Origin of the sequence: Bacillus sp. m3-13, from assembly GCF_000175075.1 — a bacterium.
In the GTDB taxonomy this organism is placed as follows: domain Bacteria; phylum Bacillota; class Bacilli; order Bacillales; family Bacillaceae_I; genus Sutcliffiella_A; species Sutcliffiella_A horikoshii_C.
Genome location: NZ_ACPC01000013.1, coordinates 39,085 through 64,290, shown reverse-complemented (window position 1 = coordinate 64,290; position 25,206 = coordinate 39,085). Strand labels below are relative to the sequence as shown.

At 40.3% G+C, this 25,206-nt stretch carries 24 protein-coding genes; all 24 read left to right on the top strand.

What is annotated here, in order from left to right; translation table 11 throughout:
- Position 1: 1 nt before the first annotated feature.
- The 24 genes from flhF to M313_RS0105815 all read left to right on the top strand — a co-directional run bounded on the left by flhF (position 2) and on the right by M313_RS0105815 (position 25,192).
- Positions 2–1,141, top strand: coding sequence for a flagellar biosynthesis GTPase FlhF (gene flhF, locus M313_RS0105930; protein ID WP_157182424.1), 1,140 nt, complete (start codon positions 2–4; stop codon positions 1,139–1,141).
- Complete coding sequence (locus M313_RS26285) at positions 1,138–1,332, top strand: P-loop NTPase (protein WP_010193359.1); 195 nt, start codon at positions 1,138–1,140, stop codon at positions 1,330–1,332. The genes flhF and M313_RS26285 overlap by 4 nt, the downstream gene beginning before the upstream one ends.
- A 13-nt stretch (positions 1,333–1,345) precedes the next feature.
- Positions 1,346–2,020 carry a P-loop NTPase gene (locus tag M313_RS22825; RefSeq protein ID WP_010193358.1) on the top strand — a complete coding sequence of 225 codons (675 nt, stop codon included), beginning with the start codon at positions 1,346–1,348 and terminating at the stop codon, positions 2,018–2,020.
- 25 nt (positions 2,021–2,045) lie between these two features.
- The gene (locus M313_RS0105920; RefSeq protein WP_010193356.1) at positions 2,046–3,125 is read left to right on the top strand and encodes a protein-glutamate methylesterase/protein-glutamine glutaminase; all 1,080 of its coding nucleotides are present in this window, start codon (positions 2,046–2,048) and stop codon (positions 3,123–3,125) included.
- Positions 3,126–3,136: 11 nt separating this feature from the next.
- Positions 3,137–5,170: a chemotaxis protein CheA gene (locus tag M313_RS0105915; protein ID WP_010193354.1), complete on the top strand. Its 2,034-nt coding sequence runs from the start codon at positions 3,137–3,139 to the stop codon at positions 5,168–5,170.
- Positions 5,171–5,582: 412 nt separating this feature from the next.
- Positions 5,583–6,032 carry a chemotaxis protein CheW gene (locus M313_RS0105910; RefSeq protein ID WP_010193352.1) on the top strand — a complete coding sequence of 150 codons (450 nt, stop codon included), beginning with the start codon at positions 5,583–5,585 and terminating at the stop codon, positions 6,030–6,032.
- 10 nt (positions 6,033–6,042) lie between these two features.
- Positions 6,043–6,669 carry a chemotaxis protein CheC gene (locus M313_RS0105905; protein WP_010193350.1) on the top strand — a complete coding sequence of 209 codons (627 nt, stop codon included), beginning with the start codon at positions 6,043–6,045 and terminating at the stop codon, positions 6,667–6,669.
- Entirely contained in the window at positions 6,669–7,169 is a 501-nt protein-coding gene (locus tag M313_RS0105900) for a chemotaxis protein CheD (protein WP_010193347.1), read from the top strand. Before M313_RS0105905 ends, M313_RS0105900 begins: the two co-directional genes overlap by 1 nt.
- Positions 7,170–7,206: 37 nt before the next feature.
- Positions 7,207–7,971 carry a FliA/WhiG family RNA polymerase sigma factor gene (locus tag M313_RS0105895; RefSeq protein ID WP_010193345.1) on the top strand — a complete coding sequence of 255 codons (765 nt, stop codon included), beginning with the start codon at positions 7,207–7,209 and terminating at the stop codon, positions 7,969–7,971.
- Between the two features lie 65 nt (positions 7,972–8,036).
- Positions 8,037–8,513, top strand: a complete 477-nt coding sequence (locus tag M313_RS0105890; RefSeq protein WP_010193343.1) for a DUF6115 domain-containing protein — start codon at positions 8,037–8,039, stop codon at positions 8,511–8,513.
- Positions 8,514–8,671: 158 nt separating this feature from the next.
- On the top strand, positions 8,672–9,379 hold the full coding sequence (rpsB, locus tag M313_RS0105885; RefSeq protein WP_010193342.1) for a 30S ribosomal protein S2: 708 nt from the start codon (positions 8,672–8,674) through the stop codon (positions 9,377–9,379).
- A gap of 110 nt (positions 9,380–9,489) precedes the next feature.
- Positions 9,490–10,371 (top strand): translation elongation factor Ts, encoded by an 882-nt coding sequence (gene tsf, locus M313_RS0105880; protein ID WP_010193340.1) that lies wholly within the window; start codon positions 9,490–9,492, stop codon positions 10,369–10,371.
- A gap of 216 nt (positions 10,372–10,587) precedes the next feature.
- On the top strand, positions 10,588–11,310 hold the full coding sequence (gene pyrH, locus M313_RS0105875; RefSeq protein WP_010193338.1) for a UMP kinase: 723 nt from the start codon (positions 10,588–10,590) through the stop codon (positions 11,308–11,310).
- A gap of 2 nt (positions 11,311–11,312) precedes the next feature.
- Positions 11,313–11,870 carry a ribosome recycling factor gene (frr, locus tag M313_RS0105870; protein WP_010193337.1) on the top strand — a complete coding sequence of 186 codons (558 nt, stop codon included), beginning with the start codon at positions 11,313–11,315 and terminating at the stop codon, positions 11,868–11,870.
- A gap of 130 nt (positions 11,871–12,000) precedes the next feature.
- The gene (gene uppS, locus M313_RS0105865; RefSeq protein WP_010193334.1) at positions 12,001–12,774 is read left to right on the top strand and encodes an undecaprenyl pyrophosphate synthase; all 774 of its coding nucleotides are present in this window, start codon (positions 12,001–12,003) and stop codon (positions 12,772–12,774) included.
- An 18-nt stretch (positions 12,775–12,792) separates the two neighbouring features.
- Positions 12,793–13,584, top strand: a complete 792-nt coding sequence (locus M313_RS0105860; protein ID WP_010193332.1) for a phosphatidate cytidylyltransferase — start codon at positions 12,793–12,795, stop codon at positions 13,582–13,584.
- 34 nt (positions 13,585–13,618) lie between these two features.
- Complete coding sequence (dxr, locus tag M313_RS0105855; RefSeq protein ID WP_010193331.1) at positions 13,619–14,770, top strand: 1-deoxy-D-xylulose-5-phosphate reductoisomerase; 1,152 nt, start codon at positions 13,619–13,621, stop codon at positions 14,768–14,770.
- Between the two features lie 13 nt (positions 14,771–14,783).
- Positions 14,784–16,043, top strand: coding sequence for an RIP metalloprotease RseP (gene rseP, locus M313_RS0105850; protein WP_010193328.1), 1,260 nt, complete (start codon positions 14,784–14,786; stop codon positions 16,041–16,043).
- A gap of 246 nt (positions 16,044–16,289) precedes the next feature.
- Positions 16,290–17,975: a proline--tRNA ligase gene (locus tag M313_RS0105845; protein ID WP_010193326.1), complete on the top strand. Its 1,686-nt coding sequence runs from the start codon at positions 16,290–16,292 to the stop codon at positions 17,973–17,975.
- 152 nt (positions 17,976–18,127) lie between these two features.
- The gene (locus tag M313_RS0105840) at positions 18,128–22,429 is read left to right on the top strand and encodes a PolC-type DNA polymerase III (protein WP_029326362.1); all 4,302 of its coding nucleotides are present in this window, start codon (positions 18,128–18,130) and stop codon (positions 22,427–22,429) included.
- A gap of 476 nt (positions 22,430–22,905) precedes the next feature.
- Positions 22,906–23,376: a ribosome maturation factor RimP gene (gene rimP, locus M313_RS0105830; protein ID WP_010193320.1), complete on the top strand. Its 471-nt coding sequence runs from the start codon at positions 22,906–22,908 to the stop codon at positions 23,374–23,376.
- 89 nt (positions 23,377–23,465) lie between these two features.
- Positions 23,466–24,590 (top strand): transcription termination factor NusA, encoded by a 1,125-nt coding sequence (gene nusA / locus M313_RS0105825; RefSeq protein WP_010193318.1) that lies wholly within the window; start codon positions 23,466–23,468, stop codon positions 24,588–24,590.
- 22 nt (positions 24,591–24,612) lie between these two features.
- Positions 24,613–24,900, top strand: coding sequence for an RNase P modulator RnpM (rnpM, locus tag M313_RS0105820; protein WP_010193317.1), 288 nt, complete (start codon positions 24,613–24,615; stop codon positions 24,898–24,900).
- Complete coding sequence (locus M313_RS0105815) at positions 24,893–25,192, top strand: YlxQ family RNA-binding protein (protein ID WP_010193314.1); 300 nt, start codon at positions 24,893–24,895, stop codon at positions 25,190–25,192. The genes rnpM and M313_RS0105815 overlap by 8 nt, the downstream gene beginning before the upstream one ends.
- Positions 25,193–25,206: the final 14 nt, after the last annotated feature.

Genomic DNA, 25,206 nt, shown 5'->3' with positions numbered 1-25,206 from the left:
AGTGAAAAAATATAAAGCCGAGAATATGCAACAGGCTATGCAACTGGTTCGACTTGAATTGGGAGATGATGCGGTCATCCTTAATTCCAAAGCAGTTAAGACATCAAGATTTTTCGGGCTCCTTTCCAAAAAGGGAGTGGAAGTGATAGCAGCAGTGGATGAAGATTTATCTAACCAGACGGTGAAAACAAAAAATATCCCTATTCAATCTGAGGGAATTCCAGATTCTAAGCAAAAAATCTCTTCTCCAGCAGCCTCGAGAATAGAACAAGATAAACTTTTTGACAGCATACTAGAAATGAAGAAAATGATGAAAAGCTTAACCCAAGAAAAGCAAAGGGACCCATTGTTGCCGGATTTTTTCTTCCATTTGGAAGAAAAGCTCTTACAAAGTGAAATTAGCTCCCTCCATGTAGAAGAGCTGATGGAAACCATTTATGAAAAATGGCTGGAAAATAAAACAATGACAGATAAATCTTTGCTGAAACTGTTGGAAACGGAAGTGCTTCAGTCTTTAGGAGAGGTATCTTTTGATCAAGATTCTTACAAAAAGAAGTTTATCTGTCTAGTAGGCCCAACAGGAGTCGGTAAAACAACAACATTGGCAAAGCTTGCTGCCGACGCATCCCTTAAAAAGGGGAAATCAATCGGTTTCATTACAACAGATACTTACCGTATCGCTGCAATCGAACAATTAAAAACGTATGCAAGCATTCTAGATGCACCCATTGAAGTTTGTTATTCCGCCGAGGACTTTTCGGCAGCTAAAAACAAGCTATCCCATTTGGATGTCGTCTTTATCGATACAGCTGGAAGAAATTTTCTAAACGAACGATTTGTAGAAGAATTGAAGGAAGTACTGGATTTTAAAGAGGAAATGACGACTTTCTTGGTTTTATCCCTTACTTCCAAAATGTCTGATATGAAAAAAATAACGGACCAGTTTTGGAATGTGGGAATCCATCAATTCATTTTTACTAAAAAAGACGAAACAACCTCGATTGGTTCGATGTACGAGATATCCAGAACGTATCAAAAAAGTGCTGCGTTTGTAACAGATGGCCAAAATGTTCCTGAGGACCTTATTCCGTTCACGAAAGAACTGATGGTTCGCACGATCATGGAGGAAATTGGGGAATGAATGATCAGGCAAGAGCTTTAAGGGAACAAGTGAAAAGATCAAAAGAAAGTCCGCAAGAAGACCCTGCCATAAGACAAGAAGCAAGGGCCATTGCGGTGATGAGCGGAAAAGGTGGGGTCGGCAAGTCGAATTTCTCATTGAACTTCTCCTTATCCCTGCAAAAAAAAGGCTATAACGTTTTACTTTTTTGATATGGACATAGGGATGGCCAATATTGACATTCTACTGGGAGTTACGCAAAGATACAGCATTCTGCACCTTTTTGAACGGAACCTTCCACTAGAAGAGATTGTTCAAAAAGGGCCAGAAGGATTATCATATATTGCCGGTGGTTCCGGCTTAAAAGATATATTTCATTTTGATGAACAAAAAAGAAATCATTTTCTCTCTCAGCTTCAACGATTGTCCATTCAATATGATTACATTATTTTTGATATGGGAGCAGGGATTACAAATGAAAGTTTGCAATTAATCTTGTCCTGTAACGAAATAATCTTGATTTCAACATGCGAACCTACCGCAATGACAGATGCTTACTCTGCCATGAAATTTATCCACAACCACGACCAAAATATACCTTTTCAGTTGGTGGTCAATCGTGCGATAAGTGTAAAACATGCCACAAATACTGCTGTAAGGCTACAATCTGTTTCTCAAAAATTCTTGAACAGAAGCCTTTCCCATTTGGGGTCGTTACCTGACGATAAGTATGTGACGTTAGCTGTGATGGAACAAACTCCATTTGTATTAAGATTTCCCAACAGTCATGTAAGTCGTGCTGTCCAAGACATTGCTTCAAATTATTTACGTGGACAGGACACTAATTCCACCAAGAAAACGAACTCATTTATACATAAGCTGCGACGACTGTTCGGTTAGCGTTATGGAAAGGAAGGCGTTTAGCATGAACAAAGTGAAAGTACTTATTACGGATGACTCCATTTTTATGCGAAAGCTATTATCCGATCTATTGGAAAAACATCCTGAGATAGAGGTAATAGCCACTGCTAAAAACGGAAAAGAAGCTATTGAGAAAATTAAAGAGTACTCTCCTGATGTTATAACGTTGGATGTAGAGATGCCACAGATGAATGGCTTGCAGGCACTAGAGGTCATTATGAGAGAACATCCGGTTCCTACTATTATGCTATCAAGTACAACAACAGAGGGTTCCTTAAATACGATCATTGCAATGGAACAAGGTGCAGTAGATTTCGTTGCCAAACCCTCAGGTGCCATTTCACTTGATATACATAAAGTGAAAGAGGAACTAATCGAAAAAATTCTGCTTGCATCCCGATCAAACATCTCTCTTTTCAAGCAACCTATAAAAAAAGAGAAGGAAATACTTTCCTCTCAGAGTTTTTATAGTAAAATAGACCTATTGGAAAAGGCGGGTAAGCGTGATGCAGTGGTTTGTATCGGAACATCCACTGGAGGTCCACGTGCGTTGCAAACACTTCTTACGGCGCTTCCTAAATCTTTTCCTGCACCATTATTTATTGTTCAGCATATGCCAAAACATTTTACCAAGTCACTTGCAAATAGACTAAACTCCATTTGCGAAATAACAGTAGTAGAGGCTGTACATAATCAAAAAGTGGAAAAGGGGACCGCATATATCGCACCGGGAGATTTTCATATGGAAGTGATAAAGCGTGCAGGAAGCCTCTTCATTCATCTTCATGAAGCCCCTCCTATTCGGGGCCACCGTCCTTCTGTAGACACATTATTCCGTTCCATTGGGAATCTTGAAACCTATCAAAAAATTGCTGTGATCCTAACAGGCATGGGGAATGATGGAACAGCCGGATTAAAGCAATTAAAGGAAAATGGAAAAACGGAAACAGTGGCACTTGCTGAGTCAGAAGAATCATGTATCGTTTATGGCATGCCAAGGGCCGCAATACATTCAGGTATGGTAGATGAAGTACATCATCTAAAAGATATGTCAAAGAGAATTAACCAATACATTTTGTCTTAGGGGTGCAATGAATGGACTTAAACCAATATTTAGATATTTTTCTTGAAGAGAGCAAAGAACATTTGCAAACTATCAATAATCAGCTATTAGAGTTGGAGAAACACCCTGCCAACATTGAAATTGTTAACGAGATTTTTCGGTCTGCGCATACCCTCAAAGGTATGTCTGCCACAATGGGTTATGAAGATCTGGCAAGCCTTACCCATCAGATGGAAAACGTTCTTGATCTTATTCGTAATGAAAAACTAAATGTTACCACCAACCTGTTAGATATTATATTTCGTTCCGTTGAATACCTAGAGGAAATGGTGCTTTCTATTTCAGAAGGTGGAGATGGAAAGAAAGATGTCAAAGAAGTGGTTGCCCTGCTTATTAAAATTGAGAAGGGGGAAGAATATTCCTTGCCCAAAAACTCTGAGGAACAAAAATCTACAGAGCATTCTTATGATTCCTATGAGATTACGATATTGCAACAATCAGAGGAACAGGGATACACACCATATGAAGTAACAATCACTCTTCGACAAGACTGTCTGTTAAAAGCTGCAAGAGTGTTCATGGTATTTGAAGTGGTGGAGGGGATGGGAGAAGTAATTAAATCAAATCCATCCGTTGATCTTTTAGAAGAAGAGAAGTTTGAAAATAGTTTCCAAATTACGATGGTTTCAAAAGAAGAAGTAAGTAGTATCAAAGAAAAGATAATGAAGGTATCTGAGCTTGAAAAGGTAAATGTCATTAAGCTAGATACGCAAGAGCTTGCAACTTTTGATGGCGAAAGTTCCGTAGAAGCAGCTGTAGAAGAAATAACTTCAGCACAAGTAGAAGCAGCTCCAACAACCTCAGTGTTGGAAAAAAAGGAAGAGAAGTCAACTCCAGTCAAGGGGACACCGGGATCCAATAAAACAATCCGGGTTAGCATTGATCGTTTAGACGGTTTAATGAACTTGTTTGAAGAGCTTGTCATAGACAGAGGCAGATTAGAACAAATCTCTAAGGATTTGAATGAGCAAGAATTAATTGAAACTGTGGAAAGAATGTCCCGAATCTCTAATGATTTACAAAATATAATTTTAAATATGCGTATGGTCCCAATAGAAACAGTCTTTAACCGCTTTCCTAGAATGGTAAGGCAATTGGCAAGAGATCTAGGGAAAAAGGTGGACATTGAAATTATTGGGGCGGAAACAGAACTTGATAGAACCGTGATGGATGAAATAGGAGACCCTCTTGTTCATTTATTGCGCAATGCCATAGACCATGGCATTGAGATCCCTGAGATTAGAAGTAGTAATGGAAAGCCCGAAGAAGGCAAAATAACGCTAAAAGCGTATCATAGCGGAAATCATGTTTTTATTGAAATCATGGATAATGGTGCCGGTATCTCGAAAGAAAAAGTTCTTAACAAAGCCATCAGTAAGGGTGTCATTACTCAACAAGAAGGGGAAAGATTAAGTGAACAAGAAGTGTATCAACTTATACTTTCTTCCGGTTTTTCCACAGCAGAAGTAATTTCTGATATATCCGGCCGAGGCGTAGGACTTGATGTGGTGAAAAACACGATAGAGTCATTAGGCGGGAAAATCACCATTGATTCTCTTGAAGGAGCAGGTACGACATTTTCCATCCAGCTACCGTTGACACTATCCATCATCTCCGTTTTATTAACGGAAATTGAGAACGAAAAATATGCAATTCCTTTATCTTCTATTATAGAGACTGCCATTATTAAAAAAGAGGAAATCCTGACAGCACATAACCAGGAAGTCATTGATTTCAGGGGTAAAATTGTACCTGTAGTCTACTTGGAAAAAGTATTCGAGGTTCATAAGCAGCAAGTAGAACCTCCAGAGTTTTATTCACTTGTCTTGGTGAAAAAAGGTGAAAAAATTGCCGCATTAGTGGTGGATTCCTTCATAGGACAACAAGAAGTAGTTCTTAAGGGACTAGGACAATACCTGAACTCTACCTTTGCAATCAGCGGAGCAACCATCCTCGGAGACGGCCAAGTAGCCCTAATCGTAGACTGTAATGCTTTAATTAAATAAAGACCCTAGCTGTTGATTGGAGCAAAAGGCGAAGACTCCTGAGGGAGATAGCGCTAGGTGGAGACCCCGCAGGCGTAGCGAGGCCACTGAAAAACCCAATAACCTATCTTTTGGATAATTAATAGCTGTTGATTGGAGCAATAGGCGGAGACTCCTACGGGGGAGTAGCGACAATGTTGAGACCCCGCAGGGCGTAGCCCGAGGAGGCTCAAGGTCGCCCCGTGGAAAGCGAAGCCGTTTGCGGAAATCAACAGCGGTAGCTTAACAAAATCTAACATCAAAGACTTTTTCAGTGGCCATGGCGTAGCCGAGGAGGCTCCAGCAGCGCCCCTAGGAAAGCGAAGCCATTTGCGGAAATCAACAGCAGTATCAAACGATACCATTTATTAAATATGAACAGGAGGTAACATTTATGGAAGCAACAGAAAAGAAATTAAAGCTAATAGTATTCGAACTTCAAAAAGAAGAATACGCCATACCAGTCCAACAAGTACGGTCCATTGAAAAACTACTGCCGATCACACGTGTTCCCAACGTCCCTCCTCATATAAAAGGAGTCATCAACCTAAGGGGCGTCATCACACCAATTGTGGACTTGCGAGCAAGGTTCGACATTGAGGAAAAAAGAAAAACAGATGCATCTCGTATCATCATCACCGTAGTGGACGAACATGAAGTAGGATTTATTGTAGATGCGGCCAATGATGTAGTCGATATTACAGAGGACCAAATAGAACCCGCTCCGGAAGTTGTAGGCTCTGTTGAAAATAAATATGTCCAAGGTGTAGTGAAAATCGATAAAAGGCTTTTTGTATGTTTAGACCTAAATGAAATCCTGCAGCTAGATCAATCCAAGGATTGAGGCCATACAGATGAACAATGAAGATAAATTAAATGAGTTAGATTTATTAAAAGAGTTGGGAAACATAGGGGCAGGCAATGCAGCAACCGCATTATCCCAGCTTCTTAATAAAGAGATACACATGAATGTCCCTTTAGCCAAAATTGTCTCTTTTAATGAGATGATGGACTTAATGGGAGGCTCAGACAGACCTGTCGCAGCTGTTTTTCTTAGAATGGAAGGTGAATTATCAGGAAGCTTATTCTTTGTTTTATCATTAGATGATGCAACGAAGCTGATTAACCAACTTATTCCTGAGAAGAAAATAAGTGTAGAGGAACTTCCCTCACATGAACTTGGTTTATCCGCCTTACAAGAACTAGGGAATATAATTTCTGCTCACTATTTAACAGCGCTATCTGAGTGTATTGGGCTTGCGGTCACACCTTCTGTACCGCAAGTCACCATTGATATGGTAGGCGCGATTGTGGTAACGGGACTGTTGGAAATCTCCCAAGTCAGTGATCACTCCATTTTCATTGACACAGAATTGACAGAAACAACAGATAACCAGATAGAGAAGACGAAAGGCCATTTTTTCCTAATCCCCTATCCAGATTCATTTGAAAAAATATTGGCTGCTTTGGGTGAAAAATAATGACGAGCGTAGATTCAGTCGTTAAAGTCGGTATTGCGGAAATGGGAATAGTGAAATCTCCTCAACTGATTCGAACTGCTGGACTTGGTTCATGTGTAGGGGTTGTTATTTATGATACTTCTACCAAGATTGCCGGAATGGTCCATATCATGCTTCCAGATTCGAATTTGACGAGACAGGCTCCTGTCAATGCAGATAAATATGCGGATACAGGAATTTTGCATCTAGTTGATAAACTTCTATTAAAAGGAATCAAGTCATACAGCATGAAAGCCAAAATTGCAGGCGGAGCACAGATGTTCCAATTCAGCAGTTCTGGAACTGACATGATGAGGATAGGACCAAGAAATGTAGAAGCGGTAAAGGAGAAGCTTGCCGCCTTACATATTCCATTAATCAGTGAGGACTGTGGAGGAAACAATGGAAGAACCATTGAATTTAATCCTGAAAACGGGAAATTAATGATAAAAACCGTTAATAAAGGAGTATGTTACATTTAACCGCTTTCGGTCTTAGGAGTATATAAGGAGGAAAGCCATGACTACTTCAACTTCAAATAATGATTCCGCCTATTGGGATCTTTGGAAAACAAAAAAAGATCCCGATGCAGGGGACTTTCTAGTGAAAAAATATATGCCACTTGTCCATTACCATGTCCAGCGAATTTCAACCGGTCTGCCTAAAAGTGTGAAAAGGGAAGAATTGAAGAGCCTGGCATTTGTGGGACTGTTTGATGCAATTGAAAAATTTGATCCGTCAAGGGATTTGAAGTTTGATACATATGCATCTTTCAGAATCAGAGGATCTATTATTGATGGTTTACGAAAAGAGGACTGGCTCCCAAGAAGTGTAAGGGAAAAGGCAAAGAGAATCGAGTCCACTTTAGAAAACCTAGAACAGAAACTGATGAGAAATGCCACACTGGAGGAAGTTGCAGCACACCTAGATATGCCGGAGGAAGAAGTCTCCACCGTCATGCATGAAGTCTTTTATTCAAACATACTTTCCATGGATGAGATGCCAAAAGAAAACGATGAACAATCGCATGGTGCATATGTTCTTAAAGACGAAAAGGTTATTTCTCCAGAGGAAGAATTAATAAAGTCGGAACTCATTCAACTTCTAGGCGAACAGATTGAGAATCTGACTGAAAATGAACAAATAGTTATCAGCTTATTTTATAAAGAAGAGCTTACTTTGACAGAGATTGGGCAAGTATTGGGACTTACAACATCCCGTATTTCCCAAATACATTCCAAGGCAATTTTCAAACTAAGAAAACAATTAAATCCTATGTTGTAACACGCGTGTATGGCCGCCTGCTTTCCCATAGGACAGCAGGCAAATGATAAAAGGGTTGTGAAGACATGTTAATAATTTTTACTATTGTAAATTTCGCACTCATTCTTCTTGCGATTTTTTTTATTATTTTACTTTTCCTCAAGCTATCCAGAGTTCAACAACTAGAACAAGAGTATCGTACTTTGATTCAAGAAGCAGAAGATACCATCACAAGCTATGTATTAGAACTAAAAGAAGAAAACAATTCCTTTTTACAAAAACTGTCCAATTCAAATCATGATATCTCCCATTCAGACAAACAAGAAAGCTTTGATGCAAGGGAAGATGCGCTTACTGAGGCGGATTTAAAGGAATTATTAATGCAAGAAAACGTTCGGGAAGAGCATAAAGAAACTTTGATCGCAGAGAAACCATTTGAGGAATGGAACTTAAATGATCAGGTAAAACATTTAAGTGAAAATGGGCTCACTTCTTCTGAAATTGCCAAAAAACTTAACAAAGGGAAAACAGAAATAGAATTACTATTGAAATTTCGACAATGAAACCTATTTAAAACTTGATTGTCAAAAGTGATTGTGATATATTTATTTTCGGTGTTATAAATTCACACGTTTGCCGATCTGAGCATTGGTGCTGATTCGTCAGTTTTGCTTGGAGATGACGTTAACGGAGGAAAAAAAACCATTAGGAGGAATATAACATGTCAGTAATTTCTATGAAACAATTATTAGAAGCTGGTGTACACTTCGGTCACCAAACTCGTCGCTGGAACCCAAAAATGAAGAGATATATCTTCACTGAGCGTAACGGCATCTACATCATCGACCTTCAAAAAACGGTTAAAAAGGTTGAAGAAGCTTATAACTTCGTTAAAGAACTTGCAGGTAACGGCGGAACAGTATTATTCGTTGGTACTAAAAAGCAAGCTCAAGATTCTGTGAAGGAAGAAGCAGAACGTTCTGGAATGTACTATGTTAACCAACGTTGGTTGGGTGGAACATTAACTAACTTTGAAACAATCCAAAAGCGTATCTCCCGTCTAAAAGCTATTGAAAAAATGCAAGAAGACGGTACTTTCGAAGTACTTCCTAAGAAAGAAGTTGTAATGTTGAAGAAAGAGCTTGATCGTCTTGAGAAATTCTTAGGCGGAATCAAGGACATGAAAGGTCTTCCTGATGCATTGTTCATCATCGACCCACGCAAAGAGCGTATCGCTGTTGCAGAAGCAAGAAAATTAAACATCCCTATCGTTGGTATCGTTGACACTAACTGTGATCCAGACGAAATCGATGTTGTAATCCCTGCAAACGATGATGCTATTCGCGCGGTTAAACTATTAACTGGTAAAATGGCAGACGCTATCTTAGAAGCTAAACAAGGCGAAGAGACAGCTACAACTACTGCATAATTTGATTTAAGAAAAAGGTGATAAGAGGGGAAAGCCTTTTATCACTTTTTTTTGGAAAATATGACAATCTTAATAAAAAATATTTACATATTCTAAGGAGGAAATGAACAATGGCTGTTACTGCTCAAATGGTAAAAGAATTACGTGAAAAAACTGGCGCTGGCATGATGGATTGCAAAAAAGCGTTAACGGAAACAAACGGAGACATGGAAAAAGCAATCGATTTCTTGCGTGAAAAAGGGATTGCTAAAGCTGCAAAGAAAACAGATCGTATCGCTGCTGAAGGTCTTACTGCTATCGTAACAAAAGGAAATGAAGCGGTAATCCTTGAAGTAAACTCCGAGACTGATTTCGTTGCGAAAAACGAAGGCTTCAAAACGCTTGTAAACGAATTAGGTGAATTCCTTATCTCCAACAAGCCTGAGTCTGTAGAAGTTGCTCTTGAAGCAAAAATGGACAACGGTGTTGCAGTTTCTGAGCACATCAACTCTGCAATTGCTAAAATTGGTGAGAAATTGACTCTTCGTCGTTACACGATCGTTACAAAAACTGACGCAGACGCATTCGGTGCATACTTGCACATGGGCGGACGCATCGGAGTATTGACTCTTCTTGAAGGTACTACTGATGAAGCAGCTGCAAAAGACGTTGCTATGCACATCGCTGCAATCAACCCTAAATACATCACTCGTGACGAAGTTTCTCAAGAAGAAGCAGACCGCGAGCGTAAAGTATTAACTGAACAAGCTCTAAACGAAGGTAAGCCAGAAAACATCGTAGCTAAAATGGTAGAAGGCCGTCTTGGAAAATACTTCGAAGATATCTGCCTACTTGACCAATCTTTCGTTAAGAACCCTGACATGAAAGTTCGTCAATTCGTAGAAAGCAAAGGCGCTACTGTAAAATCTTTCATCCGTTATGAAGTTGGAGAAGGAATCGAAAAACGCCAAGACAACTTTGCTGAAGAAGTAATGAGCCAAGTTAAAAAATAAGAGTAACAACATATATAAGAGGGGAACACAATATGTGTTCCTCTTTTTAAAAGGATAGGCTGAATATCTCAGACCTATTTCCCTGTTGACTGTAGTGCAAGGTGTGAGACTCCGAAGTGAGGAGGCTCAAGCACCGCCCCTCGGAAAGCGAACACCTGGAACGGAAGGAAACAGGAGTAAAAGAAAATCTCAACCCTTTTATTAATGGAGGTTACTATGGCTCAAGCTAAATTTCAACGTATCGTACTAAAACTAAGCGGAGAAGCACTTGCCGGTGAACAAGGCTTCGGCATCAACCCAACCGTCATCAAATCCGTATCCCAACAAGTAAAAGAACTAACCGAACTAGGCGTAGAAGTCGCAGTTGTCGTAGGCGGCGGAAACATCTGGAGAGGAAAAGTAGGCAGCGAAATGGGCATGGACCGTGCATCAGCAGACTATATGGGCATGCTTGCAACTGTTATGAACTCCTTAGCACTTCAAGATAGCCTAGAAAACTCCGGTGTACAAACACGAGTTCAAACATCGATTGAAATGCGCCAGGTTGCTGAACCTTACATTAGAAGAAAAGCGATTCGCCACTTAGAGAAAAAACGTGTAGTCATCTTCGCAGCTGGTACAGGGAACCCATACTTCTCCACAGATACTACTGCAGCATTGCGTGCAGCGGAAATCGAAGCAGATGTCATCTTGATGGCAAAGAACAATGTGGATGGAGTATACAGTGCAGATCCAACTATCGATGCTACTGCAACTAAGTATGATACATTATCTTACCTAGATGTATTACGTGAAGGATTAGCTGTAATGGACTCTACTGCATCTTCCTTATGTATGGACAATGATATCCCTATTATCGTTTTCTCCATCATGGAAGAAGGAAACATTAAGCGCGTAGTGTTAGGTGAAAATATCGGAACGATTGTGAGGGGGAAATAATTATGGCAAATCAAGTTATTACTCAAACAAAAGACAGAATGGAAAAAGCGGTACAAGCTTACTCCAGAGAATTGGCAACGATTCGTGCTGGACGTGCAAGTGCAGCACTTTTAGATAAAGTAACAGTTGACTACTACGGGGCACCAACTCCAGTCAACCAATTGGCTTCTTTAAATGTACCTGAAGCAAGACTTCTTGTGGTACAACCTTATGATAAAACATCATTGGGTGATATTGAAAAAGCGATCATCAAAGCAGACCTTGGATTAAACCCATCAAATGATGGTACAGTAATCCGTATTTCTATTCCTGCATTGACAGAAGAGCGCCGTAAAGAACTAGTAAAACAAATTAAGAAAATTTCTGAAGAAGCGAAAGTGGGAATCCGCAATATTCGCCGTGATGGAAATGATGATTTGAAGAAACTAGAAAAGAACGGGGAAATCACGGAAGACGAGTTACGCGGCTATACGGATGACATCCAAAAGCAGACTGACGCGTTCATTGCGAAGGTTGATACCGTTACAAAAGAAAAAGAAAAAGAAATCATGGAAGTATAAGCGATTTACATGTAAAATAGAAAGATGGAAAGACCCTCTAATGTTTACAGGGGGTTTTTTTGTTAATACTGTTACTATAAATGGATAGACCCCTATAGGTACGTCTGTTTATTTTTAATGGAGGATTTTTATGCTGAAGAAAATACAAGAGTGGAGAGGCAAAGAAACCTCTAAATCGCTTAGCTTAAAAGAAGAAATAATGAATCATCCCATTCCAGAGCATATCGCCATTATCATGGACGGCAATGGAAGATGGGCCAAAAAGCGTGCTATGCCTAGAATAGCCGGACATCATGAAGGAATGAAGACGGTAAGAAAAATCACCAAGGCTGCAAATAGCCTGGGAGTAAAAGTTCTGACTATGTATGCATTCTCAACTGAAAATTGGAAGAGACCGAAACTGGAAGTCGATTTTCTGATGAAACTGCCAGAAGAGTTCCTCGGTACATTTCTTCCTGAATTAATGGAAGAGAATGTACAAGTTCGGCTTATGGGGAATAAGTCCGATCTACCAGAACATACGCTTAGAGCTGTTAACAATGCAATGGAGAAGACGAAGGATAACACTGGACTTATTCTTAACTTTGCATTAAATTATGGGGGACGCGATGAAATCCTTCGTGCTGTAAAGAATGTAGCTGCTGATATCAAGGATAATGCACTTACAACCGATCAATTAACAGAAGAGATGTTCTCAGAATATCTTTTCAGCAATTTATTACCGGATCCTGATCTTTTAATACGTACTAGCGGTGAAATACGATTAAGCAATTTTATGCTATGGCAATTGGCGTATGCAGAATTTTATTTTACTGATGTACTATGGCCTGACTTTGAAGAAAACGATTTATATGAGGCAATTAATAGTTTTCAAATGCGCGGGAGAAGATTTGGTGGTATATAAGAAGGTGTTGGACATACAATGAAACAAAGAATTATAACGGCTGTCATTGCAGCCGCAGTTTTTTTACCAATCGTTATTTACGGAAAGCTTCCATTTGTTGCATTTATCTATTTTCTTGCAACAGTCGGACTATTTGAAGCGATGAGAATGAAGCGTATGTCTATGGCAAGTGTACCTGGAGTGTTGTCATTGTTCCTTCTATGGTTTTTGATGATACCTTCAAACATGTTTGAGGCAGATTCGCTGATACTCACAAAAATGGATTTCATCCTGCTTATTGCCCTATTGCTATTATCGTACACGGTTCTTTCTAAGAATAGGTTCACATTCGATGATGTCGGATTTTTATTAATTTCGACCATCTATGTTGGATTAGGCTTTTATTATTTCATTGAAATTAGAGAACTAGCATTAGCGTTCGTGTTTTTTGCATTATTCGTAATATGGACGACAGATTCTGGAGCATACTTTATTGGAAAATCAATGGGGAAAACCAAATTGTGGCCAGAGATTAGTCCTAATAAAACAGTAGAAGGTTCACTTGGTGGAGTTATTTGTGCGATTGTTCTGGCATTAATTTTCCACTTTGTTGTTGATTTCGATCACTCGCTTTTTATCACCATTATTATTGCTAGCCTTTTATCCATTTTTGGACAAATTGGCGATTTGGTGGAATCTGCTCTGAAAAGGCATTACAAAATTAAAGATTCAGGTTCTATTTTACCTGGTCATGGTGGAATATTAGATCGCTTTGACAGCCTTCTTTTTGTATTGCCGTTATTGCATTTTATACATATCTTTCTTTTCTGACACATTAGAGAAGGTTTTGGAGAGGTGAGTGTTGGTGAGGAAAATAAGTTTATTGGGAGCATCAGGCTCAATAGGATTACAAACTATAGAAGTAATAAGACAGCATAATGATCAATTTCATTTACTGGCTTTTAGTGTAGGTGGTAATGTTAGAGTCGCACAAGAATTGATTCAAGAATTTTCACCACATGTCGTTTCCGTACAATCAAAAGAAGATTGTGAAACGCTGAAGAGTCAATTTGCTTCGACAGACACCCGCTTTGTTTATGGAGAAGAAGGCTTAATTGAAGTGGCTACCCTCAAAGAAGTCGATGTGTTGGTTAATGCTGTGATGGGAAGCGTTGGACTTGTTCCCACCCTGCATGCCATCGAACATAAGAAGGTGATTGCACTCGCTAACAAGGAAACTCTCGTGACAGCTGGTCATATCGTGATGGAGGCAGCCAGGAAGCATCAGGTGCCGATCCTTCCTGTGGACAGTGAGCATTCAGCAATTTACCAGTGTCTTCAAGGGGAAAAGGAAAAAAATATCGAAACCATCATACTTACAGCATCAGGAGGAAGCTTTCGCGACCGTACGAGACAACAGCTTGAAGGTGTAACAAGAGAAGATGCACTCAATCATCCAAACTGGTCGATGGGTGCAAAAATAACCATTGATTCGGCTACCATGATGAACAAGGGATTGGAAGTAATAGAAGCTCATTGGCTGTTTAATATCCCTTATGACGACATACAAGTGGTTTTGCATAGGGAAAGCGTCATTCATTCCATGGTGGAGTTTCATGATACCAGTATCATTGCCCAGCTCGGAACACCAGATATGAGAGTTCCCATCCAGTATGCACTAACATATCCGGATAGATTGCCACATCCAACAGGTATAAGATTGAACTTTATGGAAATGGGTAAGCTACATTTCGAAAAAATGGATTTTGACCGTTTCCGCTGTTTACAGTATGCCTTTGATGCAGGAAAAGCAGGAGGTACCATGCCAACTGTGTTAAATGCAGCAAATGAGGTTGCTGTTGATGCTTTTCTAAATGGGAAAATTGAATTCTTAGCCATAGAAACATTTATCGAAAAGGCTATGTCCAAGCATTCCTTTCAACTAAATCCTGATCTAGAGACGATTAGGGAAGTGGATTTGGAAACTAGAAATTTTGTTCGTTCACTAATAGATTAGAGGTGGAAATCTAGTGAATACTGTAATCGCGTTTATTATCATTTTTGGAGTACTTGTTTTTGTCCATGAACTTGGACATCTAGTATTCGCCAAAAGAGCCGGTATACTTTGTAGAGAATTTGCAATTGGGTTTGGTCCCAAAGTGTTTTCTTTCAAGAAAAATGAAACTGTCTATACGATAAGACTTCTTCCTATAGGAGGTTTTGTCCGTATGGCTGGGGAAGATCCTGAAACCATTGAAATCAAACCAGGCTATCATATTGGCCTCCTGTTTAACGCTAAAGAAGAAGTCAACAAAGTAGTAGTCAATAATAAAGATAAACACCCTGATGCAAAAGTCATCGAGGTTGAATATGCAGACCTCGAGAAGGAACTTGTCATTAGAGGATATGAAATGAATGAAGAGGAAGTTTTGAAAGAGTTTAAGGTGAGTGAAGAATCGTACTTTGTTATGGACGGGCAAGAAATTCAAAACGCTCCTTATAACAGACAATTTGGATCAAAGACACTTGGTCAACGTACGATGGCAATATTTGCTGGCCCTATGATGAACTTTGTACTAGCCTTTTTCATCTTCACATTCCTTGGAATGGTACAAGGTTACCCTATCAACGAATCTGTTATCGGAGAATTGACTCCGGATGGAGCTGCACAGGCTGCTGGTTTGCAACAAGGTGATAAAGTGGTTGCCATTAACGATACAGAAGTTTCGACCTGGGAAGAGGTAGTGAAAATCATTCAAGTAAATCCTGGTGAGGAACTTGATTTCTTGATTGAAAGAGGTGGACAATCCGAGACGATTGCGATAACCCCTAAAGCAGAAACTATTGAAGGTGAAACTCGCGGAATTATCGGTGTTTACATGCCGATGGAACAGTCTTTCTGGGGCTCTTTCCCTAAAGCCGCCTCTGAGACGTATAACTGGTCAAAAGAGATAGTGGTAGGGTTAGGTAAATTAATCACTGGTCAATTCTCCCTAGACATGCTGTCAGGTCCTGTTGGGATTTATAAATCAACGGAAGTTGTGGCAGAATCCGGCGTATTCCTATTGATGAGATGGGCTGCGGTCCTTAGTATCAACTTAGGTATTATCAATCTCCTACCAATTCCGGCACTGGATGGTGGAAGATTGATGTTCTTCGCAGCAGAAGCAGTAAGAGGAAAGCCAGTTGACCGACATAAAGAAGGACTTGTCCACTTTATCGGCTTTGCATTGTTAATGCTGTTGATGCTTGTTGTAACATGGAATGACATTCAGAAATTCTTCCTGTAAAATATAGAAATAGAAGCACATGGACTTGCATCATGAAATGTGATGCAAGTTTTCTTTTTCAACTCCCTGATGACTTCCGTTCCAGGTGTTCGCTTTCCTCGGGACGGTGCTTGAGCCTCCTCACAACGCTTCAGGGGTCTCAACCTACCGTTACTCCCCCGCAGGAGTCTCACACCTTGCACTTCAGTCATCAGGGGAAAATTGCAATTTACATAAATTTTATAGAAATGGTTATGGGGTGTAGATATGAAACAAAGTAACATGCTAATTCCAACACTAAGAGAAGTCCCGGCAGACGCTGAAGTCAAAAGCCACCAACTACTGCTAAGAGCAGGCTATATTCGCCAAAACACAAGCGGCATCTACAGCTTTCTGCCACTAGGGAAAAAAGTGCTAAAAAAAGTAGAAGACGTTGTCAGAGAAGAAATGGAAAACGCAGGTGCAGTGGAACTGCTTATGCCGGCAATGCAAGCTGCCGAACTATGGAAAGAATCGGGAAGATGGTACTCTTACGGTCCAGAGCTGATGAGACTAAACGACCGTCATAATCGAGAATTCGCCCTTGGTGCAACTCATGAAGAAGTAATCACCACACTTGTAAGAGATGAAGTTAAGTCTTATAAGAAGCTACCATTATCTCTATATCAAATTCAGACAAAATTCCGTGACGAAAAACGCCCGCGCTTTGGTCTATTAAGAGGACGCGAATTCCTCATGAAGGATGCGTATTCGTTCCATGCAAATGCAGAATCACTAGATGAGACATACGAAAAAATGTTCACAGCGTACTCCAACATTTTTACAAGGCTTGGACTGAACTTCCGTGCGGTAATTGCAGATTCAGGAGCAATGGGCGGTAAGGATACTCATGAGTTTATGGTCCTATCTGATATCGGTGAAGACACCATTGCTTATTCTACTGAATCCTCCTTTGCGGCGAATATTGAAATGGCTCCGGTCGTTGCTAATTATGAAAAGAAATCGGAAGCAGCACGTGAAATGGAAAAGGTGAATACACCTGACCAAAAGACAATAGATGAAGTGGCAAGCTTCTTGCAAATGGAGAAATCCGACTTGATTAAATCCATCGTCTTTAAAGTAGATGATAAATATGTTCTTGTTTTAGCAAGAGGAGATCACGAAATTAATGATGTGAAAGTCAAAAACTTCTACCAGGCATCTGTCGTTGAGACTGCAACAGCTGAAGAAGTTCAAAAGGTAATGGGCTGTTCAGTTGGCTCATTAGGTCCAATAGGAGTACCTGATTCTGTTGAAATCATTGCAGATACAGCTGTTGAGTATCTAGTCAATGCTGTAACAGGTGCCAATGAGGAAGGGATTCATAACATCAACGTTAATCCATCCAGAGACTTTAACGCGCAATACACTGACTTGCGCTTCATCGAGGAAGGAGATCTTTCTCCTGATGGTCAAGGTGTCATTAAATTCGCAAAAGGTATTGAGGTAGGTCATATCTTCAAACTTGGTACACGTTACAGTGAAGCAATGGGAGCAAACTTCCTTGATGAAAATGGAAGAAACCAACCAATGATTATGGGTTGTTATGGTATTGGTGTTTCCCGTGTACTTGCTGCGATCGTGGAACAATACCATGATGAAAACGGAATCGTTTGGCCAAAAGCGGTAACCCCATTTGATGTTCACGTCATTCCTGTAAATATCAAAAATGAAGCACAAGCTTCCTTGGCAGAAGAAATCTACTCTGAATTAAAAAATTCAGGTTTAGCTGTTCTGATGGATGATCGCCAAGAACGTCCAGGTGTGAAATTTGCTGACGCTGATTTAATTGGACTACCTGTACGTGTAACAGTTGGTAAAAAAGCGGAGGAAAGAATCGTTGAAGTCAAGTGGAGAGAAACAGGCGACATGGAAGAACTGTCTGTGGAAGAATTAATACAAAAACTCCGTTAAAATATAGTACAATAGAAATGCATATTAAAAGAAGGTACCCCATCCTGGCGGTACCTTCCATTATGTCGAAAATAGATTATTAAACATCGATGATCTTTAAACATCGATGATCAACTATGCAAGGGAAAGGGGACAGGACTTTGCTTGACCAGATGTCTCAAGAAAAAAAAGATAGATTCCGGTTATTGCTTCAACAGCTCGAATTGACAAGTGATGATATTTTTCCTTACTTTGCAGAAGCTGGAATAGAAAAACTAACAGTAGAAAAAACAACAAAACGATGGCACTTTCATTTTGTTTTAGAAAACATCCTCCCAGCAAAAGTGTATATGCTCTTTTACGATAAACTGACTAAAAGCTTTGCACACATTGCAAATGTATCCTTCACTGTAGCGGCTCAGAACCGTTCTTTTGAAGATTCTTATATAGCCGACTATTGGCCAATATGCTTAAAAGAGTTACAAGGTGGTTCTCCACCGCTCATGATGTTACTAAACGGGCAAACACCTTCCCTGCAAGGCAACAAGTTTATGCTCAAAGCAAGAAATGAAGCGGAAGCAATTGCTGTTAAGAAAAAGCTGAGTTCAACCATATGCTCTATATATGAAGGTTTTGGCTTTCCTACCTTTATCTTAGACACAACCCTTTCACATTCTGAGGAAGAATATCAGCAGTTTGTGGAACAAAAACAACAAGAAGATAAACAAAAAGCCTTGGCTGCTGTAACAGAAATGCAGAAAAAAGAATCCTCTAAAGATGAAGGTTCCGTTAGTGGGCCGGTGATGATAGGTTACACCATTAAAGACGATGCAGAAATCAAAACATTGGCGGAAATTGTGGAAGAGGAAAGACGTGTTGCCGTTCAGGGGTATGTATTCGATGCGGAGACAAAAGAGCTTCGCAGCGGAAGAACACTTCTAACTTTTAAGATTACTGACTACACAAATTCCATCATGGTGAAGATGTTCTCCCGTGATAAAGAAGATGTACCTTTATTACAAGCAGTCAAAAAGGGTATGTGGCTGAAAGTAAGAGGAAGCATCCAAAATGATACATTTGTCCGTGACCTTGTGATGATGGCTAATGATATTAATGAATTTCATGGAAAAGAAGTGCTGGATACTGCACCAGAAGGGGAAAAAAGGGTGGAATTACATCTGCATACCCCGATGAGTACGATGGACGCCGTGAGCTCCATTTCTTCTTTAGTGGCGCAAGCGAAAAAATGGGGTCATGAAGCCATTGCAGTTACCGACCACGCTGTTGCCCAAGCATACCCAGAAGCATATGCTGCAGGTAAAAAGAATGGTGTGAAAATTTTGTATGGGCTTGAGGTCAACCTTGTTGACGATGGTGTACCAATTGCCTATAACCCTGCACATCGAAATCTTGCAGAAGAAACCTACGTGGTCTTTGATGTGGAAACGACAGGGTTATCTGCTATGTATGATACGATAATCGAGCTTGCGGCTGTGAAAGTGAAAGGCGGGGAGATTATTGATCGATTTGAATCTTTTGCCAACCCTCATCACCCACTCTCGGCTACTACTATAAATTTGACAGGCATTACCGACGATATGGTACAGAATGCACCTGAAGTAGGAGATGTGTTGAAACAATTTTCCGAATGGATGCAAGATGATATTTTAGTAGCACATAATGCAAGTTTTGATATGGGCTTTTTGAATATAGGATTCCAACGTATAGGGTTAGGAAAGGCAAAGAACCCTGTCATTGACACATTGGAATTGGGACGCCTTCTATTCCCGTCGTTAAAAAATCACCGTTTGAATACGTTATGTAAAAAGTTTGATATTGAATTAACACAGCATCACCGTGCAATTTATGATGCAGAAGCAACAGGCTATTTGCTTGTTAAGATGCTAAAAGATGCGTTCGAAAAAGGGATAACATTCCATGACGAATTAAATGAGCATTCCGGTACAACAGATGCCTACAAACGGGCAAGACCTTCTCATGTTACGCTACTAGCCGTTAATGAAATAGGGTTGAAAAACATATTTAAAATTGTTTCCATTTCACATATGAACTACTTTTTCCGTGTTCCTCGTATTCCAAGATCACAGCTACAAAAGCTGCGGGAAGGTATAATTGTCGGTACTGCTTGTGACAAGGGCGAAGTGTTTGAGGGTATGATGCAAAAATCCCCAGATGAAGTAGAAGGGATAGCCGAATTCTATGACTATATCGAGGTTCAGCCACCAAGCAATTATGCACATTTATTGGAGCTGGAATTAGTTCGAGATGAAAAAGCGCTAAAAGAGATCATCACCAACATTGTCAAACTTGGTGAAAAACTCGAAAAACCTGTTGTGGCAACCGGTAATGTACATTACTTAAAAGAAACGGATAAAATTCACCGAGAGATTTTGGTTCGTTCACAATCAGGTGCCAACCCGTTGAACAGGCATCAATTGCCGGATGTTCACTTTAAAACAACAGATGAAATGCTTGCAGCCTTCTCTTTCCTTGGCGAAGAAAAAGCAAAAGAAATCGTTGTAACCAATACCCAAAAGGTTGCGGGTATGATTGAAGAAATTAAACCAATCAAAGATGACCTCTACACTCCAAAAATCGAAGGTGCAGATGAAGAAATCCGGGAGATGAGTTATTCCAGGGCAAGAAGCATCTACGGCGATGATCTACCGGAGATTGTAGAGAAGCGGATTGAAAAGGAATTAAAAAGTATTATCGGTCATGGCTTCGCAGTAATCTATTTGATTTCCCAAAAGCTCGTGAAAAAGTCTCTAGACGATGGATACCTCGTAGGTTCACGTGGTTCTGTTGGGTCGTCCTTTGTGGCCACCATGACTGAGATCACTGAGGTAAATCCATTGCCTCCGCATTATGTGTGCCCGTCATGTAAAAAGTCTGAGTTCTTTGATGACGGATCAGTAGGCTCCGGATTTGACCTGCCAGATAAAGATTGTCCGGATTGTGGCGAGGCATTCACGAAGGACGGCCATGATATCCCATTCGAAACTTTCCTTGGTTTTAAAGGAGATAAGGTACCAGATATCGATTTGAACTTCTCAGGTGAATATCAGCCAAGAGCCCATAACTATACAAAGGTGCTGTTTGGAGAAGATTATGTATTCAGGGCGGGAACCATTGGTACAGTAGCAGACAAAACCGCCTATGGGTATGTAAAAGGTTATGCGAATGACAGGAATTTAATATTGCGTGGAGCCGAAGTGGACAGACTCTCAGCAGGGTGTACAGGGGTTAGAAGATCGACAGGACAGCATCCAGGAGGAATTATCGTTGTTCCCGATTATATGGATATTTTCGATTTCTCCCCAATCCAATATCCAGCGGATGATCAGTCATCAGAATGGAAAACAACACATTTTGATTTCCACTCCATTCATGATAACTTGCTAAAGCTTGATATCCTTGGACACGATGACCCGACCGTAATCAGGATGCTTCAGGACCTTAGTGGAATTGACCCAAAGACCATTCCGACAGATGATCCTTATGTGATGAAGATATTCAGCGGTACGGAGTCGCTTGGCGTGACCGAAGAACAAATCATGTGTAAAACAGGAACCCTCGGGATTCCGGAGTTTGGTACAAGGTTTGTTAGACAGATGCTTGAAGATACAAAACCGTCAACTTTCTCTGAATTAGTACAGATTTCCGGATTATCTCACGGCACCGACGTTTGGCTTGGCAATGCACAAGAGCTTATTCACAACAAGACTTGTACATTAAGTGAAGTGATCGGTTGTCGTGATGACATCATGGTTTATCTTATCTATAAAGGACTCGACCCTTCTATGGCCTTTAAGATCATGGAATCAGTTCGTAAAGGAAAAGGTCTGTCTGATGAGTTTAAAGAGGAAATGATCAAGAACGATGTACCGGCATGGTATATCGACTCCTGTTTAAAAATAAAATATATGTTCCCTAAAGCCCATGCCGCGGCTTACGTGCTTATGGCCGTTCGTATCGCATATTTCAAAGTGCATTTCCCATTGATGTACTATGCAGCGTACTTTACCGTTCGCGCAGATGACTTTGATATCGATACAATGGTTAAAGGTTCTGCAGCCATCCGAAAGGTTGTAGAAGAAATCAACGCAAAGGGCCTAGAAGCTTCACCGAAAGAAAAGTCATTACTTACAGTAATGGAACTGGCATTAGAGATGAGTGAAAGAGGGTTCTCGTTCAAAAAAGTGGACTTATATAAATCAAGTGCCACTGATTTCTTAATAGAGGGTGATTCCCTTATCCCGCCATTCAACTCCATACCGGGACTTGGGACAAACGCAGCAATCAACATCGTAAATTCTAGAGCAGATGGAGAGTTCTTATCCAAAGAAGACCTGCAACAAAGAGGAAGAATCTCCAAAACAATTTTAGAGTACCTAGATAACCACGGCTGCCTAACAGGTCTACCAGACCAAAACCAACTATCCCTATTCTAATGTTCATGGAAAATGTCTGGTCCGTTGTATCCACCCTGTTGACTGAAGTGGAAGATGTGAGACTCCTGAGGGAGATAGCGGTAGCTTGAGACCCCGCAGCGCAGCGAGGAGGCTCAAGCACCGCCCCTAGGAAAGCGAACATCTGCAACGAAAGGAAACAGGGAGTTGAGTGCTGAAACCCTCGTGAACCCCTGAAAACACTAGAAAGATTTGCATATTTCATACGGATATGATATATTTACATTGGAAATGCTATATACAGGTAATTAGCAGAGAGTGGGGAAACCCACTCTTTCGTATTGTATTCCCATTTTTTCTGGCCACCTTGTTTTTTCATGACAATGAGAAAAAAGGGAACGTTAGATTTTCGTATCAGCTTTACATAAGCTTGCTTGTTTATGATTCCCTGCTTATTGGCAGGGTCTTTTTGTTCAGATTTTAAACACATCGTCTCGCGTTTGCGAAGGAGGAAAATGATGAGCAAAAATGTTACAGAAACGGTGGAAGAACTTGCTCTTCCCATCGTAAAAGAAATGAATGTAGAATTAGTGGATATTGAATATGTAAAAGAAGGGTCCTCTTGGTTTTTACGTGTATTCGTCGATAAAGAAGGCGGTATCGACATCGAGGATTGCGGAACGGTAAGTGAAAAGTTAAGTGAAAAGCTTGATGAACTAGATCCTATTCCTCATAACTATTTCCTGGAAGTTTCCTCTCCTGGTGCTGAGCGCCCTCTAAAGAAGAAGGAAGACATCGAGAAATCGGTCGGTAAATATGTCAACATTAAAACGTATGAACCTATCGACGGCTTGAAGTCCTTTGAAGGTGATCTTCTGGATTTCGATGGAGAAACAATCAAACTCTCCATGACTATAAAAACGCGTAAAAAGGAAGTTTCCATTCCATATCCAAAAGTAGCGAAAGCACGTTTGGCTGTCAGGTTCTAAAACGAACCAGACAATCCAATTACACCTTCGTTTAGGTGATGTTGGGAAAAAATTTTGAATCATAGGTATTTTAAGGGGGACTTGGTTGTATGAGCAGCGAGTTATTTGATGCTTTAACCCTGATGGAAAAAGAAAAGGGCATTAGCAAAGATGTAATTATTGAAGCGATTGAGGCTGCACTTATATCTGCTTACAAAAGAAACTTTAATCAAGCACAAAATGTACGAGTGGATATGAACCTAGAAACAGGTACAATGCGCGTATTTGCAAGAAAAGACGTGGTAGATGAAGTATTTGATTCCCGTCTGGAAATCTCCATTCAGGAAGCACGTCAAATTGATCCGAATTATCAAGAAAATGATGTTGTTGAGATTGAAGTGACACCAAAGGACTTCGGACGTATTGCAGCGCAAACTGCAAAGCAAGTAGTAACTCAGAGAGTAAGAGAAGCAGAACGAGGAGTCATCTATTCTGAATATATCGAACGTGAAGAAGATATTATGACAGGTATCGTTCAGCGTCTAGACTCCAAATTCATCTATGTGAGCCTTGGCAAAATTGAGGCATTGTTGCCAGTTAATGAGCAAATGCCTAATGAACATTACAAGCCTCATGATAGAATTAAAGTGTTCCTTACAAAAGTGGAAAAAACCACAAAAGGTCCACAAATTTTTGTTTCACGTTCTCATCCTGGGCTTTTAAAGCGCCTTTTTGAACTTGAAGTTCCAGAAATTTATGATGGCACCGTAGAAATTAAGTCCGTAGCTCGTGAAGCTGGAGACCGTTCAAAGATTTCCGTTCACTGTGACAACCCTGAAGTAGATCCAGTGGGAGCTTGTGTTGGACCTAAAGGACAAAGGGTGCAAGCAATTGTTAATGAATTAAAAGGAGAGAAAATTGACATCGTTCGATGGTCTAAAGATCCTGTTGAGTTCGTTGCAAATGCACTAAGTCCTTCTAAAGTACTGGAAGTTCAAGTTAATGAAGAAGAAAAGGCAACAACTGTCATCGTACCTGATTACCAACTTTCTTTGGCAATTGGTAAACGTGGACAAAACGCGAGACTAGCTGCTAAGTTAACAGGTTGGAAAATTGACATTAAGAGTGAATCTGAAGCGGAAGAACTAGGAATTTACCCAAGTCTTTCTCTATCCAAAAATGATACAGAAAATTCCGATGATGAATTCTACGATGACAACAACTTTGAAGACTGATTTTTAAAAGAAGGTGAATCAGGTGAACAATCGCAAAAAGGTCCCAATGCGCAAATGTGTGGCAAGTCAAGAACTGAAGCCGAAAAAGGAATTGATTCGTATCGTCCGTTCTAAAGAAGGCGAAGTTTCGATTGACCCTACAGGGAAAAAGTCAGGCCGAGGGGCATATCTTGCAAGAAACAAGGAGAGCATCCTCCTTGCAAAAAAGAAAAACATCCTAGCCCGTCACCTGGAAGTAGCGATTGATGATTCATTGTATGATGAATTGCTTCAGCTGGTAGAAACGGAGAATAACTCAACACATGAATAATCAATGGCTATCCATTGTCGGTCTTGCTACAAGAGCAAGAAAGACTATAACAGGGGAAGAACTTGTCATTAAAGAAGTGAGGGCAGGAAAGGCGAAGCTGGTCCTACTGGCAAGCGACGCTTCTGCTAACACGATGAAAAAATTACAAGATAAATGTACGTACTATAACGTACCGATCAGAACGGTAGACGATCGGTATGAGTTAGGTCGAGCGATAGGAAAAGATGCGAGAGTTTCGGTCGCCATTCTCGATGAAGGGTTCGCCAAAAAGCTACTCTCCATGCTCGATTAATCTTTGGGGGTGAA